This is a genomic window from Pelagibacterium nitratireducens (assembly GCF_037044555.1).
GTDB lineage: Bacteria > Pseudomonadota > Alphaproteobacteria > Rhizobiales > Devosiaceae > Pelagibacterium > Pelagibacterium nitratireducens.
Genome location: NZ_CP146275.1, coordinates 2343562 through 2358369 on the forward strand (window position 1 = coordinate 2343562; position 14808 = coordinate 2358369).

Genomic DNA, 14808 nt, shown 5'->3' on the forward strand with positions numbered 1-14808 from the left:
TGCATCGTTTTAGCTCGTCGCGTTTCCGAACCGGCCAGGTGGTTTCCACTTGGTCTGGAAACGCTCGGGGCACCGTCTCCGCCTTTGTAATGCGTACGCCCAAAGCGGCGAAGAACGGGGCTTTCATGGGGTTTTCCAGAATTCTTGCGGCAGCGCTTCTGACTGGCGCTGCATTGGTCGGGTCGGTGACGGGCGCTTATGGGCAGACCGCCTCGCTGGCCTCGCTCGACGAGGCGATCGGGGCGCGGGACTGGGCGCGGGCCGATGCGCTTGCCGCCCAGCTCGACGCAGAGGCCGGGCAAGGCGATGTGATGGCGGCCTATGCGGCGTCGGTTCGGCATGCGCTTGATGGCGAGTGCGCCGAGGCTGTGGTGCTGGCCGATCTGGTGATCGGGGCGGTGCCGTTTTTCGTGCCGCCCTATCTGGTGGCGCATCGGTGTTATTCCGATCTGGGCCAGAGGGATATGGCGGCGGCGCGGCTGGGCTCGTTGCAGGCCATATTGCCCGATGGGCCGGAGCGCGACGTGGTTTCCCAGATGCTCCAGAACGCGCAATCGCAGGGGCGGCCGGTGTTTTCCGGCTATTTCACGATGGCGCCCTCGACAAACGTCAACCGGCAGACCGGCGAAGACACAATCGATGGCGGGGTGTGGGGACCGGGGGAAATTCCCGAGGAAGCGCGCGGCAAGCGGGGCGTTTTGTTCAGCCTGGGGGGATCGGTGGCGGTGGAACTGGCGCGCAGCGAGGCGGCGAGCCTTTCGGGCGTGCTGCGCACCGACATCCGGTTTTCAACGGTCGATGAGGTGTTCGAGCCGAGCTTTACGGCGGAGCTGCCGATAACGTTTGCGGTTGGGGAGACTGCGCGGGCGGTGGTTGCGCCTTATGTGACGGTCGGGCTGGAAGAGGATGTGCTGGAGCGGACCGAAGCGGGCGTACGCTCGAGCCTGTCGGTGCCGCTCGACGCGTCGCAGCGGCTGGCGTTCGATCTGAAACTGGCGGCGGTGGAGCGGCATCTCGATCCGGGGCGGTCGGGGCTATTGGCCGATGGGGCGGCGTCGTATTCGACATCGCTTTCGCCCAACATGAACCTGACGACGACGGCGCGAGCGGTTTACAATCATACCGACGACGAGACGTTGCGCACGCTGGTGGGGACCCTACGGGCGCGGGTGGATACGCTGTTCGACAATGGATTGCTGGTGGGTGTCGAGGGAACGATCGGGCAGCGCTGGCACTGGCGCCCTGCCCCTTTCCAGCTCGAGGATCAGGTGGACCGGTTTGCGACCGGGCGGATCGAGGCGAGCCATCGCGACATCACCATCGGGCCGCTGATGCCTTCGATCTATTACGAATACACCAACAGCTGGTCGGACAATGTGTTTTACACCTATGACAGCCACGATATCGGGCTGACGCTGCGGGCGAGCTTTTGATGGCGTTTTGCCGTAGGGCGGGTCTGGGTTTTGACGTTTGGTGTGGGGTACTGGATTCCGGATCAGGTCCGGGATGACGAGGGTGACCAAGGCAAGGCTGGTGCGCAAGCTCAGGTTCCGATTCAATCCATTGCGGGATTGAATCGGGAACGTCTCGTAAGTGCCTGATGCTGAGTCTTATTCCGCCGCCTGCGGTTCGGCATCGGCATCCATAGCGGGGGCCGGCTTGCGGTCCGAGAGGGGGATTTCGATGAGGAACCAGCCGATGATGCTGGCGACGGCGGCCGCGGCGGCGGCAACCCAGTAGATGGGATGCAGGGCCGAGGTATAGGCCTGCAGCATGTCGAATTGCTCGGGCGCCGGCATGGCGGCGAGCGCGGCGGCATTAAAGCCTGCGGTGCCTTCGGGGTGACCGATGGCGGCAGTCTCAAAGGCGAGCCGGTTGGCGAAGATGGCGCCCAGTACCGCAACACCGAGCGAGCCGCCGATCTGGCGGAACATCTGGGCGCTGGCGGTTGCCACACCGAGGACGGTGTGGGGCACCGCGTTCTGGATGGCTGTGACGCCCACGCTCATGACCGGGCCGATGCCGAGGCCGACCAGCAGCATGTAGAACATGACGAGCGGGAACGGCGTATCGACGCCGAGCGTGCCGAGCAGCAGAGCGCCGACGGCAAGGATGGCCGTCGAGATGATGGGCAGCGCCTTGTAGCGTCCGGTGCGGGCGATGAAGATGCCCGAAAGGGTCGAGGAACCGATGAGCCCGATCATCATGGGCAACAGGGCAAGCCCGGCCTGGGTCGGGGCGAAGCCCTGAACGATCAGCAGGTAGGAGGGCATATAGGTGATGGTCCCGAACATGGCCGTGCCGACGATAAAGCCCACGGCGTTCGAGACGAGGAACGCATTGTTGCGGAACAGATAGAGCGGCAGGATCGGTTCGGCAGCACGTTGTTCGACCATGAGGAAGGCGACGAGCGCGACGGCGCCGATCACCGGCAGGACGAGCGCTTCGGGGGCAAACCATGGCAGAATGGTCCCACCGACACTGGTATAGATCACCAATGCGGAGAGTGCCGTGGTGAGCAGCGCGGCACCGGCATAGTCGATCTTGCGCTTATGGCTCTTGGTGCGGCTTTCAAAGGCGATGGCGATGACGGCAAAGGCCGCGATGCCGACCGGGATGTTGACGAAAAACAGCCAGCGCCAGGACAGGGATTCGACGATCAGGCCACCGAGCAAGGGACCGACCACGGTGGACAGGCCAAAGGCCGCACCGAGGAATCCCTGCGCCTTGCCCCGCTCACGCGGCGGCAGCACGTCACCGATGGCGGCCATGGCGGTGACGATCAGCCCGCCCCCGCCGATGCCCTGAACAAAACGGCAGAACACAAGCATGTTGAGATCGACCGACATTGCCGCAAGGACCGAGCCGGCAAGGAAAATGCCGATGCCCGACTGCAGCATGAGCTTGCGGCCATACATATCGCCCAGCTTGCCGAAAACCGGCGCGGCGACCGTGGCGGCAAGCAGATAGCCGGTGATGGCCCAGGAAATATGTTCGATGCCGCCGAGATCGGCGACAATGATGGGAAGCGCGGTCGTAATGATGGTCTGGCCCAACGAGGCCAGCAACAGGGTCGCGACCACCGCACCGATCACCAATTTGACATTGGGATCGGATAGCTGCGGCGCAGTTGGTGCGGGTTGCGACATTTCTAACTCCGGAATATTTGTCGGCTTGATATATCTGCCCGACGCAATTATATGTCAAGAGCATGCAATTGCTTTTGGCATGTATTAAGGATCGCCTCCCATGCCCACACGACAGGACACATTGCGGGACCTGCTGACCAGAAGCGGCAAGAACGCCGATCTGGCGGACGCCCTGATCCGCATAGATATCGTGGTCCAGAACTGGCGGCGGCAGATGCACAAGCGCGAACTTGGCCATCGCGCCACGCGGGCGCTGGGTCTGGATATGGATCTGGCGCAAATCGATGTGCTGTTCGCCATTGCCAACCCGCCCCTCCCCTCCGACGCCAACGCCGATGACGAGACAATGGTTTCAACCGTCGCCGAGCGGTTGCATATCGACCCGTCACGGGCCAGCCGGCTGGTGGCAGAGATGGTCAACTCAGGTTATGCCCGCCGCGCGGTGTCCCAACGGGATGCCCGACGCACGATCCTCGAGTTGACCGCTGCCGGCGAAGCGGTGATCGATGCGGTCCGGGGATACAAATGGCTGTTGCTGGGCGAATTTTTCAGCACCTGGCCGGCCGAAGACGTCGCCGCGTTCGTGCCGCTTCTCGAGCGCTATTCGAGCTGGATGAACAGCAGCGAAGTGGCCGAAGAAAAGTTTGCCGACGAAATCGATGAACTGGCGCGCTCGATCGAGCGGGCGAAAACCGAGATTTCCTCAAGCAGCAAGAGCGGGTGAGTTCAGCTCGGACTTCACATGAGCGAGAAACGCATCGAGCACGGGATTTGACGCAGCCGAGCCGCGCTTGATGCCGATTTCGGCCACACCCAGTGGATAGCGCGCATCCATTTCCTCGAGAATGCGCAGGCCGGGGCCGACGAACCATGAGGGCGCGACGGCGACACCGAGGCCGTCGAGCACGGTGAGCGTAATCAACGCCGCATTGGACGTGGTGACCGCAAGGCGCCATTTGCGGCCGTCCCGCACCAGCGCGGCCGAAGCCATTTCCCGCCACGAGCAGCCCGGCGACCATGCGCAGAATGGCAGGGGATCGTCGAAATGGGGCGAGACTTTTTCGCTGCCGATCCAGTGCAGCCTGTCCGAGCGCAGGGTTTCGGTATCGGCATCGCCCGTCCGGCACGAGATGATCGCCGCATCGAGTTCGCCATCGGCCAAAAGATCACGCAACTGACCGCTGGTGCCCGTAACGACTTCGACCTGCACGGCGGGATGGGCGGCGCCGAAGGTACGAAGCGTGCCCGGCAGGAAGGCCTGTGCATATTCATCGATGGCGCCAAGGCGCAGGCGCCCGCTGATCTCGAGCGGCTGGAAGGCGCGCAGCGCCTCATCGTTGAGCCGCACCATGGACGCAGCGTATTCGAGCAGTTTCAGCCCGTCCGGAGTGAGAACGTTGCGCCGCCCTTCCCTTTCGAACAGCGGCACGCCGATGATCTCTTCAAGACGTTTCATCTGGGCCGAAACCGTGGACTGGGTCTTGTTCACCCTTTCGCCGGCAGCGCCGAAACTGCCGGTTTCGGAAATGGCCAGAAAGGTGCGCAGAAAATCCGGATCGAGTGAAAACACGGCGATTTCCTTTCATCAGCAATTTCGATGGGTTTAACAAAAAACATTCGTTAGATCAATCCATCCGGCCAATCCATGATGGGCGTCATCGAGCAAGGAGAAGACAGATGACGCTATATGAACGGGATGATTTCGTTGAACGGCTGCGGTATCGCGCCACGGTGTGGCGCTACCTCAAGCTGGTGGTCTCGGGCTGGTGGGCCGACCGGCAAGCATATGCCCGGCGGCGGCGGGGGATGATCGAACTGGCCGAGATGGAAGACTGGCAATTGCGCGATATCGGGGTCGAGCGCAGCGAGGTCGACAGGCTGCTCCACCAGTATGGTGTGGCACGCGAGCAGATAAAGGAAGACGCGGCGCGCTAGGTGTCTGGACCCTCAGTAAACGTAGACGTTCAGCACGGACCCTTCGGTGGCTATTGCAAAAACGTCCTCGGGCCCGTGCGCGGCGCGCTGAAGGGCCAGCGAGACCAGTTGATCGCCGGCTGCGGCGCCGCGCACCGCTCCGAGCCGGCCACTGTTTTGCATACGGCCTTCAAGCGCCTGACGCGTATCGGTGCAAAAGCCCATTGAAACGACACGCACATTGGGCACCCGGCCCCAATCGCCAAGCGCGGTGTTGTTGAACAGGAACATGGCCCAGTCGGGGCTGGCGGTATCGCAATTTTCATCGGGCGTGGCGGTAATTTCGGGCTCAACCACGGGCTCGGGCTCAACCACGGGCTCGGGGTCCGCCGGGGGCGCATCGGCGCGATTTTCGGGCGGGTCGGCCAGCGCAACCTCGGCAATTTCAGTCTGCAGACCTTCAAGGGTCGGTGTCATCCCGGCCATTTCGAGCCATTGCGGCGCATCGGGCTCAGGCAGCGGCGGTTCGGGCCGGATGACGGGACCCTGTGGCGGTGGCTCGGGCGTGAAACTGACAAAGGACTGGCGGATGACGTCCTCATGCACGGGCGATGGCGGCGTCTGGGGCGCCGGTTCTTGCACAAGCTCCTCAGCGAGCGGTTCAGCAGCGATCCGGACCACCGGGGGTTGAGGGGGCGTTTCGACGGCCGCAACCTCGGTTGCCGGCTGTTCGGCCACGGGCGGTTGGGCGGTCGACTCGGTGGCGGCGCTCTGGCTGGCGGGGGTTTGCGTCACCGGCTCGGCGACAAAATCGGCCACTCCGGGCGCAGTGTCCGCCGGCCCTGAATCCTGCAGCCGGACGATCGCCACGGCCGCAATCGCTCCGAACGCAAAGGCCGATACAAGCACCAGCATCGCTATTCGCAACGCGTAGCCGTGTATGCTTTCCATTAGCCGCGCCTTCCCAAAAAGGCATGGCGCGCCCACCCAAAAGATGCGCACGCAGCCGCAAACTTATCCCGACCATTCCCCTTACGGCTTTTCAGCCGGTACCGCGGCGGCAATCGTTTGGCCTCTTTGCCGCCCGGCGCGCGAAGGCCAAGGCTCTTAATGCAGCATATTTGGTATCGGCACCTTGATGCAACTCGCAAAAAAACGCCGCGTCCATGCGAACGCGGCGTCGATGATACTGGTTTGGCCCTCGCCGCAGGCTCGGGCGTTCGGCCCTTCGCTCAGGCTCAGGGCGTTCGTGCCTCAAATCGCTCCACTGGAGCGATTTGACCTCGCGTTACCGCGAGGTCGGCACTCACCCAACGATTTCGTCGTCGCTAAAGAAGAACTTGATTTCTTCGGCGGCGGTTTCGGGAGCGTCCGAGCCGTGGACCGAGTTTTCGCCGACCGAGAGGGCAAATTCCTTGCGGATGGTGCCGGCATCGGCGTTTTCGGGGTTGGTGGCGCCCATGACTTCACGGTTTTTCGCGATGGCGTCTTCGCCTTCGAGGACCTGAACGACAACGGGGCCGGACGTCATGGATTCGACCAGTTCGCCAAAGAAGGGACGTTCCTTGTGGACCGCGTAAAAGCCTTCGGCCTGTTCGCGGGTCATCTGGATGCGCTTGGAGGCGACGATGCGCAGGCCGGCATCTTCGAATTTGGAGATGATCTTGCCGGTCAGGTTGCGCTTGGTGGCGTCCGGCTTGATGATCGAAAAGGTGCGCTGAATGGCCATTGTGTCTGGTCCTTATTGGAGGATGCAAAGAAAGTGGGGCCTTTTAGCGTCAGGTTGTGGCGGTGGCAAGACGGCTTGACGCGCATGGCGCGGACCTGCCCTGCAGGGACACCACTTGCGCGGGCGGGCAGTCAAGGTTACTCACCGCGCCATCATGCTTACGATTACAAACCTTCATTACAAGATTGCCGGGCGTCCCCTGTTCGAGGGGGCGTCTGTGACGTTGCCGACCGGGGCCAAGACCGGGTTCGTGGGCAAGAACGGGTCGGGCAAGACGACGCTGTTTCAGTTGATCCAGGGGTTCTTGTCACCCGAGCAGGGATCGATCGAATTGAGCAAGCGGGCGCGGATCGGGGCGGTGGCGCAGGAAGCGCCGGCCAGCGAGATGAGCGTGCTCGATATGGTGCTGTCGGCTGACACCGAGCGCACGGCGCTGCTCGATGAGGCGGAAACCGCCGAGGACCCGCACCGGATCGCCGATATTCATATGCGGCTGGCCGATATCGATGCGCATACCGCAGAGGCGCGGGCCAGCGCAATCCTCAAAGGACTGGGGTTTTCGCTTGAGCGCCAGCATGGGCCGTGCCGGGAGCTTTCGGGCGGGTGGCGGATGCGCGTGTCGCTGGCGGGGGTGCTGTTTTCCCAGCCCGATCTTTTGCTGCTGGACGAGCCGACCAACTATCTCGATCTTGAAGGCACTCTGTGGCTGGAGAAATATCTGGCGACCTACCCTTATACGGTCTTCATGATTTCCCACGACCGCGACCTTCTCAACAAGGCGGTCAATTCGATCATCCATCTCGAGCGCGGCAAGCTGACCTTTTACAAGGGCGCTTACGATACGTTCGAGGAAACGCGCCGCATGCAGCGGGAGCTGCAGAACAAGGCGCGGGAGAAAACGCTCGCCCAGATCGAGCACATGCAGAAGTTCGTGGACCGGTTCAAGGCCAAGGCGACCAAGGCCAAGCAGGCCCAGAGCCGGGTCAAGGCGATTGCAAAGCTGCGGCCGCCCGAGGCGCTGTTCGATGAATTTGCGGCGCCGTTCAGCTTCCAGCAGCCCAAAAAGTCGCCGGCCACACCGATGATCACCTTCGACAATGTATCGGTGGGGTATGGTGAGACGGTCATTTTGAAAAAGATCACCAACCGGATCGATCCCGACGACCGGATTGCGCTGATCGGGCCGAACGGGAACGGGAAATCGACCTTTGCCAAGCTGTTATCGGGTGAACTCAAACCGATGGGCGGGCAGATGCTGCGGGCGAAAACGCTCGATGTGGCCTATTTCGCCCAGCACCAGCTCGACCATCTCAAGCCCGAACAGACCCCTTACGAGCATGTGATCGATCTGATGCCGCTCGAAAGCGAGGCCAGGCGCCGGGCGCGGGTGGCGCAGATGGGGCTTTCGACGACGCGGATGGACACGAAAGCGAAAAATCTTTCGGGTGGCGAGCGGGCGCGGCTTTTGATGGGGATCATCACGTTTGGCGGGCCGGGCATGCTGGTGCTGGACGAACCGACCAACCATCTCGACATCGACAGCCGCGATGCGCTGGTTCATGCGCTCAACGACTACAAGGGCGCCGTGCTGATCATTTCGCACGACCGGCACCTGATCGAAGCGACCTGCGATACGCTGTGGATCGCCGAGAACGGCACGGTGAGCGAGTTCGAGGACGATCTGGACGGGTATCAGAAAAGCCTCACCGCCAACGGGGCGAGCGGGGCTGGCGGGGGCGGCTCGGCATCGGACCGCAAGCGCGAGCGGCAGGAAGCAGCGGCAAAGCGGGCCGAGTTGGCGCCGTTGCGCAAGGAGATCAAGGCGCTCGAGCAAAAGCTGGACTGGAAACGCAAGGACCTGGCCAAAATCGACAAACAGCTCGACGATCCGGGCCTCTATACCGGCGATGCGGACAAGGCGATTGCACTGGGGATCGAAAAATCGAAATTCGAGAGCGAGATCGCAGCGCTCGAGGACCAGTGGCTGGAGAAAAGCGCCGAACTCGAGGACGCGCAGGCTGACGCCTGAGCGGTTTCTTTACCGAACCGGCCAACGCGGTCTGGAACACGTTTATGCCCCGCGCTAAGGTGCTTCCGGACGATGCGGGACGAGGATCGAGCATGGCAAAACTGGTGATTGCGGCACTGCTGGCGGTATTGGCCGGGGCCGCGCCGGCGGTTGGGCAGCAATTGACCAATGCGCAGCGCGATGCGGCCATCGAATTTGCGCTCAACAACACCCGCCACACCATGCTGCACGAAATCGGGCATCTGCTGGTCGATCAGCTCGATCTGCCAGTGCTGGGGCGTGAAGAGGATGCGGTGGACATGCTGGCCACGCTGCTCATGCTCAATACGGGGACCGAAGCGGATGTGATCGGGCTGCAGGATACCATAGACGGCTGGCGTTATTCGGAGAGTTTCCGGCCCTCGCGGGGCTACGTCAATTCGGCATTCTACGGCGCGCACAGCCTCGACATCCAGCGCTCCTACGCCATGGCGTGCCTGATGGTGGGGAGCGATTACGAGCGGCACACCCAATATGCGACGCGGATTTCGCTGCCCATCGACCGGCAGAAAAGCTGCGCGGAGGATTACCGGATCGCCGAGCGGGGCTGGTCGAGTGTGCTCGAGCCGCATCTTCGCGAGGGAGCACCGGCTTCCGATGTTACGGTGCAGTATCGCGACACGCGCGGGCAGTACCCTATCGCGCAGGCGCTGCTGGAACAGTCGCTGGTGCTCGAAACCTATGCCGACTGGGTGGCCAAGAATTATGTTTTGCCCCACCCGGTGCAGATCACGGCCGAGAATTGCGGCGAGGTCAACGCATTCTACGACCTGGAAAGCCGGGAAGTGATCCTGTGCTATGAGTGGGTCGATTTTTTCTATGAGCTCTATGTGTCCGACATCATGCCGGTGCGCGAACATTTCGAAATGATGCGCAAGCTCAAGCTCGAGAAACTGGGACGGGTCGAGTAGCGCGTATCGAGGCTGGCGCGGGAGGGCGTCGGCCCTTTATGGGGCCCATCGGCTCGGCCAGGTCGAGCACATTTTGCCAGCGCTGCCGTGTACTGGATCCCGGGTCTTCGCCCGGGATGACCAAGGTGGTGGATTGCCTCGCTAACTGACCCCCATATACCGTCCCGGCTTGTGGTTTAAGATGATGACCAGGCTCATGAACACCGCGCCGACCAGCGAGAGCAGCACCCTGTCGAAGGGCAGGATGAAAAAGGCGGCGATCAGGATGAAAAAATCGATGCCGAACTGGACATAGCCGGCCGGTATCTTGTGATTGTCCTGCAGATAGAGCGCCAGAATGTTGACGCCGCCCAGGCTGGCGCGGTGGCGGAACAGGGCGAGAATACCCATGCCCATCATGGCGCCGCCGGCAATGGCGGCAAAGAACGGGTTTATGCCCGAAATGTTGAGCCAATTGGGCATCAGCGCCGGATAGACCGAGACGAGCCCCACCGCGACGAAGGTCTTGAACGTGAATTGCCAGCCCATGCGCAGAAACGCCAGAACGTAGAACGGTAGATTGACCACGAAGAACACCGCGCCGAACGGCAGACCAGTGGCGTATTGGACGAGCAGGGCCAGACCGGCGGTGCTGCCGGTTGTGATCTGAGCTTCGGAATAAAAGGTTACGCCGAGCCCGACAAACAGCGTGCCGAGCAGGATGGCGAGAAAATCTTCAAGCGGGGTGTGCCTGACCTTGGGTTCGAACGAAGAATCCATAGGTTCCGATTTCGGTTCGTGGAATCGAGATCGGAACTAAAGCATTGTTTGGTGCCAGATCGAACCGAAAAAATCTCAGTGATTTTCAGGCCTTCTTGCTCCAGCGACCCCCTTCGTCCTGCTGCCAATAGGTGAGATCGTAAACCGGCTTGAGGGTGCGCCACACCTCCCGCGCCTCGGTGACGGCGTCGGGGTCGTGGCCGTTGAAGATATAGACAAGCCGCTCATAGCCATCGAGCTGGCGCGGGGTGGCGCGATCGACGAAAAAGCGGATGGCGGCGCCGTTGGGGTTTTCATCGCCGCCGGTCAGCAGCACGGGCTGGATCGCATCGCCCTCCTCCCCCCGCGCAACAGCGTGGGGCAGAAAGCTGTCGTCGGAATAGGTCCAGAGCGCGGAATCGATGATTTCGAGCCGCTCGGCGCTGCCCACCTCCACCACCGCCCGCCAGCCGCGCTCGATGGTCTTTTCGAGCAGCATGGGCAGAACGGATTCGAGCGGGCGGGTTTCGAGGTGGTAGAAGAGAAGATCGGTCATGGCGATGTTATCGCATTGGATGGGTGGGGGCGCTAGGGGATGGCGTAAGCCAACTATCTTTCGACCGTTTCGTGAAACGGCCCCGCCGCTGTGTCGAGTATAAGGGCTACAAAGTCCCGCAGACTTTGTTCGACATAGCGCTCCACCGATTGTTTTGGATCGAATCCCCACCAAAGCAAGGCGCCTTGCCAGTGTGTTGCCGCAAGCAATCCGACGCCGGCAGGAACGCCGGTTTGCGCGAAGCATGCATCAAGGGCGGCGCAGAGTTGGTCTCGCCAGGCGGCGCCGCGCGCCCGCAACTGGGGGTCGCGCAAATCCTCGCGCAGGATCAAAAGACCTTCCGCATAGGTGTCGATGGTACCGTATTGCCCGGTGAGCCCCACGAGAAGTTCGATTGCCCCCTCGGGTGTCCGAGGAACCGAACCGGCGAGGCGTGCGGTATCAGCGTCCAGCCGATCCCAGGCAATCAGGAGTGATTTTTGCTTGAGGACGGCCTTGTTGCCGAAGCGCTGGACGAGGGTTGCCCCCGAGAGGCCACACCGTTTGGAAAGAGCGGCGAACGTCAGCGCCTCGGGCCCCTGCTCGTACATCAGGTCCAGAGCATGGCGCAGCACAAGGTCATCGGACTGCGTTTTTTGGCGGGGCATCTTGACTCCGATAAATAACCGAACGATTGTTTATATATACAAATCGCTGAGAAAGCCAGCCTAGCAAAGGGAGGTCGGCAATGACACTTTCAGGAAAGGTTGCGCTGGTCGCCGGGGCGACACGCGGCGCGGGTCGCGGCATCGCAACAGAACTCGGAGCCGCCGGTGCCACCGTGTATGTGACAGGACGCACCACTCGCGAGCAGCCATCCGAATATGGCCGCGCGTCCGAAACGATCGAGGAAACGGCCGAACTGGTGAGTGCAGCCGGCGGCAAGGGCATTGCGATCCAGGTCGACCATCTGGTTCCACAACAGGTCCAAACGCTGATCGAGCGAATTCGGACCGAACAGGGCCGTCTCGATATTCTCATCAACGACATCTGGGGCGGAGAGAAACTGTTCGAATGGGACAAGCCGGTCTGGGACCACGATCTGGATAACGGTTTGCGGCTGCTCAGGCTGGGGATCGATACCCACCTCATAACCGCCCATTTCGCCCTGCCGCTGATGATCGAGCGACCGGGCGGTCTTCTTGTCGAGGTCACCGATGGAACGGCGGACTATAATGCCGACCACTATCGCCTCTCCCCCTTTTACGATCTTGCCAAGGTTTCCGTAAACCGCATGGCCTGGGCTCACGCCAAGGATCTGGAAAAGCATGGCGCAACGGCGGTGTCATTGACGCCCGGATGGTTGCGGTCCGAGATGATGCTGGAAGCGTTCGGGGTTCGCGAGGACAATTGGCGCGAGGCCACGGCCAAGGTGCCGCATTTCGTGATTTCCGAATCGCCCCGCTTCGTGGGCCGGGCCGTCGCCGCGCTGGCCGCAGACACCGAACGCATGCGCTGGAACGGCCAATCGTTATCGAGCGGGGGACTGGCGCAAATCTACGGGTTCACCGATCTTGATGGCTCACGCCCCGATGCGTGGCGTTATCTTGTGGAGGTTCAGGAAGCCGGTATGCCGGCGAACGATACTGGGTACAGATAGGTCCCTTCGATGCCCCACTCCGAAAACCCGCCACAGGATCGCTTCGACGCTGCACCGGTCGGTGATGTGCGGAATGCAGAGATGGCCGAGATCGAACATCTTGCCGGTCTTTGGCACTCTGGCTGGCAGGACGCGCACGCTGCGATTCTGCCGGCTGAACTGTCGCGATATCGGACGCCGGCGAGTTTCCGGCAGCGGATTATCGACAATCTTGCGCTTACGCGGGTTTCCGGTCCACTGGGCAATCCGTCCGGCCTGTGCATGATCAAGCACGATGAGCTTTACCAGCTCTTTGTCGCGCCGGCGGCCAGAGGCTCGGGCACCGCAGCGGCACTGCTTGCCGATGGCGAAAGGCGGATCGCCGCGTCCCAAATCACCACGGCTTGGCTGGCCTGTGCTATCGGGAATGAACGCGCCGCACGATTTTATGAAAAGCATGGATGGAAGCGCGCGGGCCAGATGACCAACCGGCTGCCAACGCCCGATGGCATCTTTGAACTCGAGGTCTGGCGCTACGAGAAGCGCCTGTAGCTCAAATGGTCCGCCGGTTGGGGTAAGGATTGCAGTGCGAGCAACTCCGCCTGAGATTATCGCCTACCCTCCATCCTCATAGCCATCCCTGGTCAGCCTATCAAACAGCGCCACCCCGAACCCCGTTGCCCATGAGGCGTTGGTCTCGGTCGAGGCCTTGCCGAAGGCGGTGGAGGCGATGTCGATGTGGGCCCAGGGGGTGTCGCCCACGAAGTGGGAGAGGAACTGCCCGGCGATGGACGCGCCGCCCAGGCGGCCGCCCTGGTTCTTGATGTCGGCGAAGCGGCTTTCGATGAGTTTGTCGTAAGCCGGGCCGAGGGGGAGGTGCCAGACTTTTTCGCCCGAGGCGCGGCCGGCCTGCTGGAGTTTGGCGGCGAGAGAATCCGTGTTGGTGAAAACGCCGGCATACTCCTCGCCCAGCGCGATGCGGATGGCGCCGGTCAAGGTCGCGATATCGAACATGGCCTTGGGTTTGAACCGGTCCTGACAATACCAGAGGGCATCGGCCAGAACCAGGCGCCCTTCGGCGTCGGTGGAAATGACCTCGATGGTTTCACCCGACATGGCGGTGATGACATCGCCGGGGCGGTAGGCGTTGGCGTCGGGCATGTTTTCAGCCAGGGCCAGGATGCCGACGGCGTTGAGTTTGGCCTTGCGGGTGGCGAGGGACTGCATCAATCCAAGAACGGCGGCGGCGCCGCCCATATCGCCCTTCATGTTTTCCATCGAAGCGGCGGGCTTGATGGAAATGCCGCCGGTATCGAAAACGATGCCCTTGCCGACAAAGGCCAGGGGCGGCTGGCCCTTCTTGCCGCCGTTCCATTGCATGACGACGAGGCGTGGGGGGCGGACCGAGCCTTGCCCTACGGCGAGGATGGCGCCCATGCCGAGCGCTTTCATCTGGGTTTCGTCGAGCACTTCGACCGACAGGCCACGATCGGCCAGGGTGTTGGCGACATCGGCCATGTCGGACGGGCCGAGCAGATTGGCGGGCTCGTTGACCAGATCGCGCGCCAGAATGGTGCCATCGGCGACGGCGAGGGCGTCGTCAAGCGCAGCGTTCATGCCCGATGCTTTCGCGACAACGAAGGTGAGTGCGGTGGGATGGGTCGCACCATTCTTGCGGCGGGTGAGGTATTTTTCAAAGCGGTAGGAGCGTAGCCGGGCCCCTGCCCCCAGCGCGCCGACCAGATGGGGGGCCAGCCCCGCCTCGTCGAGCACCACGGCGGCATCGGAGACGCCGGCGGCGTCGAGCTTGGCAAAGAGCGAGCCGCCCCTGTCGGACCATGCGGCGGCGTTGTCCCCTTCCCCATCCGCGCCACGGCCGAGCACCAAAAGGCGGTCGCAGCCAAGGCCGGCGGGGGCGGCGATATCGATCATGTGGCCGGGGCGGCCGGAAAAGCCCGTGGCCTTGGCGATGCGGGAGAAATCGAGACCAGTGCGCTTCCAAAGGCCTGCGGCCAACTGGCCCATTTCTCCCTCGCCATTGGCGTAGAGCACGAGCGCTGAGGGGGAATCGGGCAGGCTTTCGGTGAGGGAGATCGAGAGCGTTTGCGGCATGGGCGCGGCAACC

General features: G+C 62.3%; 15 protein-coding genes. 7 read left to right on the forward strand and 8 right to left on the reverse strand.

What is annotated here, in order from left to right:
• Positions 1–125: 125 nt before the first annotated feature.
• Positions 126–1433 (forward strand): hypothetical protein, encoded by a 1308-nt coding sequence (locus V6617_RS11660; protein ID WP_338607137.1) that lies wholly within the window; start codon positions 126–128, stop codon positions 1431–1433.
• Positions 1434–1610: 177 nt separating this feature from the next.
• Here V6617_RS11660 and V6617_RS11665 read toward each other — a convergent pair whose 3' ends face one another.
• Entirely contained in the window at positions 1611–3149 is a 1539-nt protein-coding gene (locus V6617_RS11665) for an MDR family MFS transporter (protein WP_338607138.1), read from the reverse strand.
• A gap of 100 nt (positions 3150–3249) precedes the next feature.
• Here V6617_RS11665 and V6617_RS11670 point away from each other — a divergent pair, with 100 nt between their 5' ends.
• The gene (locus V6617_RS11670) at positions 3250–3873 is read left to right on the forward strand and encodes a helix-turn-helix domain-containing protein (RefSeq protein ID WP_338607139.1); all 624 of its coding nucleotides are present in this window, start codon (positions 3250–3252) and stop codon (positions 3871–3873) included.
• Here the strand turns inward: V6617_RS11670 and V6617_RS11675 are convergent.
• Complete coding sequence (locus V6617_RS11675) at positions 3853–4719, reverse strand: LysR family transcriptional regulator (protein WP_338607140.1); 867 nt, start codon at positions 4717–4719, stop codon at positions 3853–3855. The two genes, V6617_RS11670 and V6617_RS11675, sit on opposite strands and share 21 nt — an antisense overlap.
• 107 nt (positions 4720–4826) lie before the next feature.
• Between V6617_RS11675 and V6617_RS11680 the strand changes: the two genes are divergently transcribed.
• Positions 4827–5084 carry a DUF1127 domain-containing protein gene (locus tag V6617_RS11680; RefSeq protein WP_338607141.1) on the forward strand — a complete coding sequence of 86 codons (258 nt, stop codon included), beginning with the start codon at positions 4827–4829 and terminating at the stop codon, positions 5082–5084.
• Positions 5085–5096: 12 nt separating this feature from the next.
• On the opposite strand, the gene V6617_RS11685 is transcribed toward V6617_RS11680, so the two are convergent.
• Positions 5097–6014, reverse strand: coding sequence for a hypothetical protein (locus V6617_RS11685; RefSeq protein WP_338607142.1), 918 nt, complete (start codon positions 6012–6014; stop codon positions 5097–5099).
• 355 nt (positions 6015–6369) lie between these two features.
• On the reverse strand, positions 6370–6792 hold the full coding sequence (ndk, locus tag V6617_RS11690; RefSeq protein WP_338607143.1) for a nucleoside-diphosphate kinase: 423 nt from the start codon (positions 6790–6792) through the stop codon (positions 6370–6372).
• A 154-nt stretch (positions 6793–6946) separates the two neighbouring features.
• Between ndk and V6617_RS11695 the strand changes: the two genes are divergently transcribed.
• Both V6617_RS11695 and V6617_RS11700 read left to right on the forward strand, forming a co-directional pair.
• Complete coding sequence (locus V6617_RS11695) at positions 6947–8821, forward strand: ABC-F family ATP-binding cassette domain-containing protein (protein WP_338607144.1); 1875 nt, start codon at positions 6947–6949, stop codon at positions 8819–8821.
• A gap of 44 nt (positions 8822–8865) precedes the next feature.
• Positions 8866–9771, forward strand: a complete 906-nt coding sequence (locus V6617_RS11700; RefSeq protein WP_338607145.1) for a DUF4344 domain-containing metallopeptidase — start codon at positions 8866–8868, stop codon at positions 9769–9771.
• A 141-nt stretch (positions 9772–9912) separates the two neighbouring features.
• Here the strand turns inward: V6617_RS11700 and V6617_RS11705 are convergent, their stop codons facing one another.
• The 3 genes from V6617_RS11705 to V6617_RS11715 form a co-directional block, all read right to left on the reverse strand.
• Positions 9913–10530, reverse strand: coding sequence for a YitT family protein (locus tag V6617_RS11705; protein ID WP_338607146.1), 618 nt, complete (start codon positions 10528–10530; stop codon positions 9913–9915).
• An 85-nt stretch (positions 10531–10615) separates the two neighbouring features.
• Positions 10616–11065: a DNA polymerase III subunit chi gene (locus tag V6617_RS11710; RefSeq protein ID WP_338607147.1), complete on the reverse strand. Its 450-nt coding sequence runs from the start codon at positions 11063–11065 to the stop codon at positions 10616–10618.
• A 53-nt stretch (positions 11066–11118) separates the two neighbouring features.
• On the reverse strand, positions 11119–11712 hold the full coding sequence (locus V6617_RS11715; protein WP_338607148.1) for a TetR/AcrR family transcriptional regulator: 594 nt from the start codon (positions 11710–11712) through the stop codon (positions 11119–11121).
• An 80-nt stretch (positions 11713–11792) separates the two neighbouring features.
• On the opposite strand from V6617_RS11715, the gene V6617_RS11720 reads away from it, so the two are divergent.
• Positions 11793–12704 carry an SDR family oxidoreductase gene (locus V6617_RS11720; protein ID WP_338607149.1) on the forward strand — a complete coding sequence of 304 codons (912 nt, stop codon included), beginning with the start codon at positions 11793–11795 and terminating at the stop codon, positions 12702–12704.
• 9 nt (positions 12705–12713) lie between these two features.
• Positions 12714–13235: a GNAT family N-acetyltransferase gene (locus V6617_RS11725; protein ID WP_338607150.1), complete on the forward strand. Its 522-nt coding sequence runs from the start codon at positions 12714–12716 to the stop codon at positions 13233–13235.
• 63 nt (positions 13236–13298) lie between these two features.
• On the opposite strand, the gene V6617_RS11730 is transcribed toward V6617_RS11725, so the two are convergent.
• Complete coding sequence (locus tag V6617_RS11730; RefSeq protein ID WP_338610702.1) at positions 13299–14795, reverse strand: leucyl aminopeptidase; 1497 nt, start codon at positions 14793–14795, stop codon at positions 13299–13301.
• Positions 14796–14808: the final 13 nt, after the last annotated feature.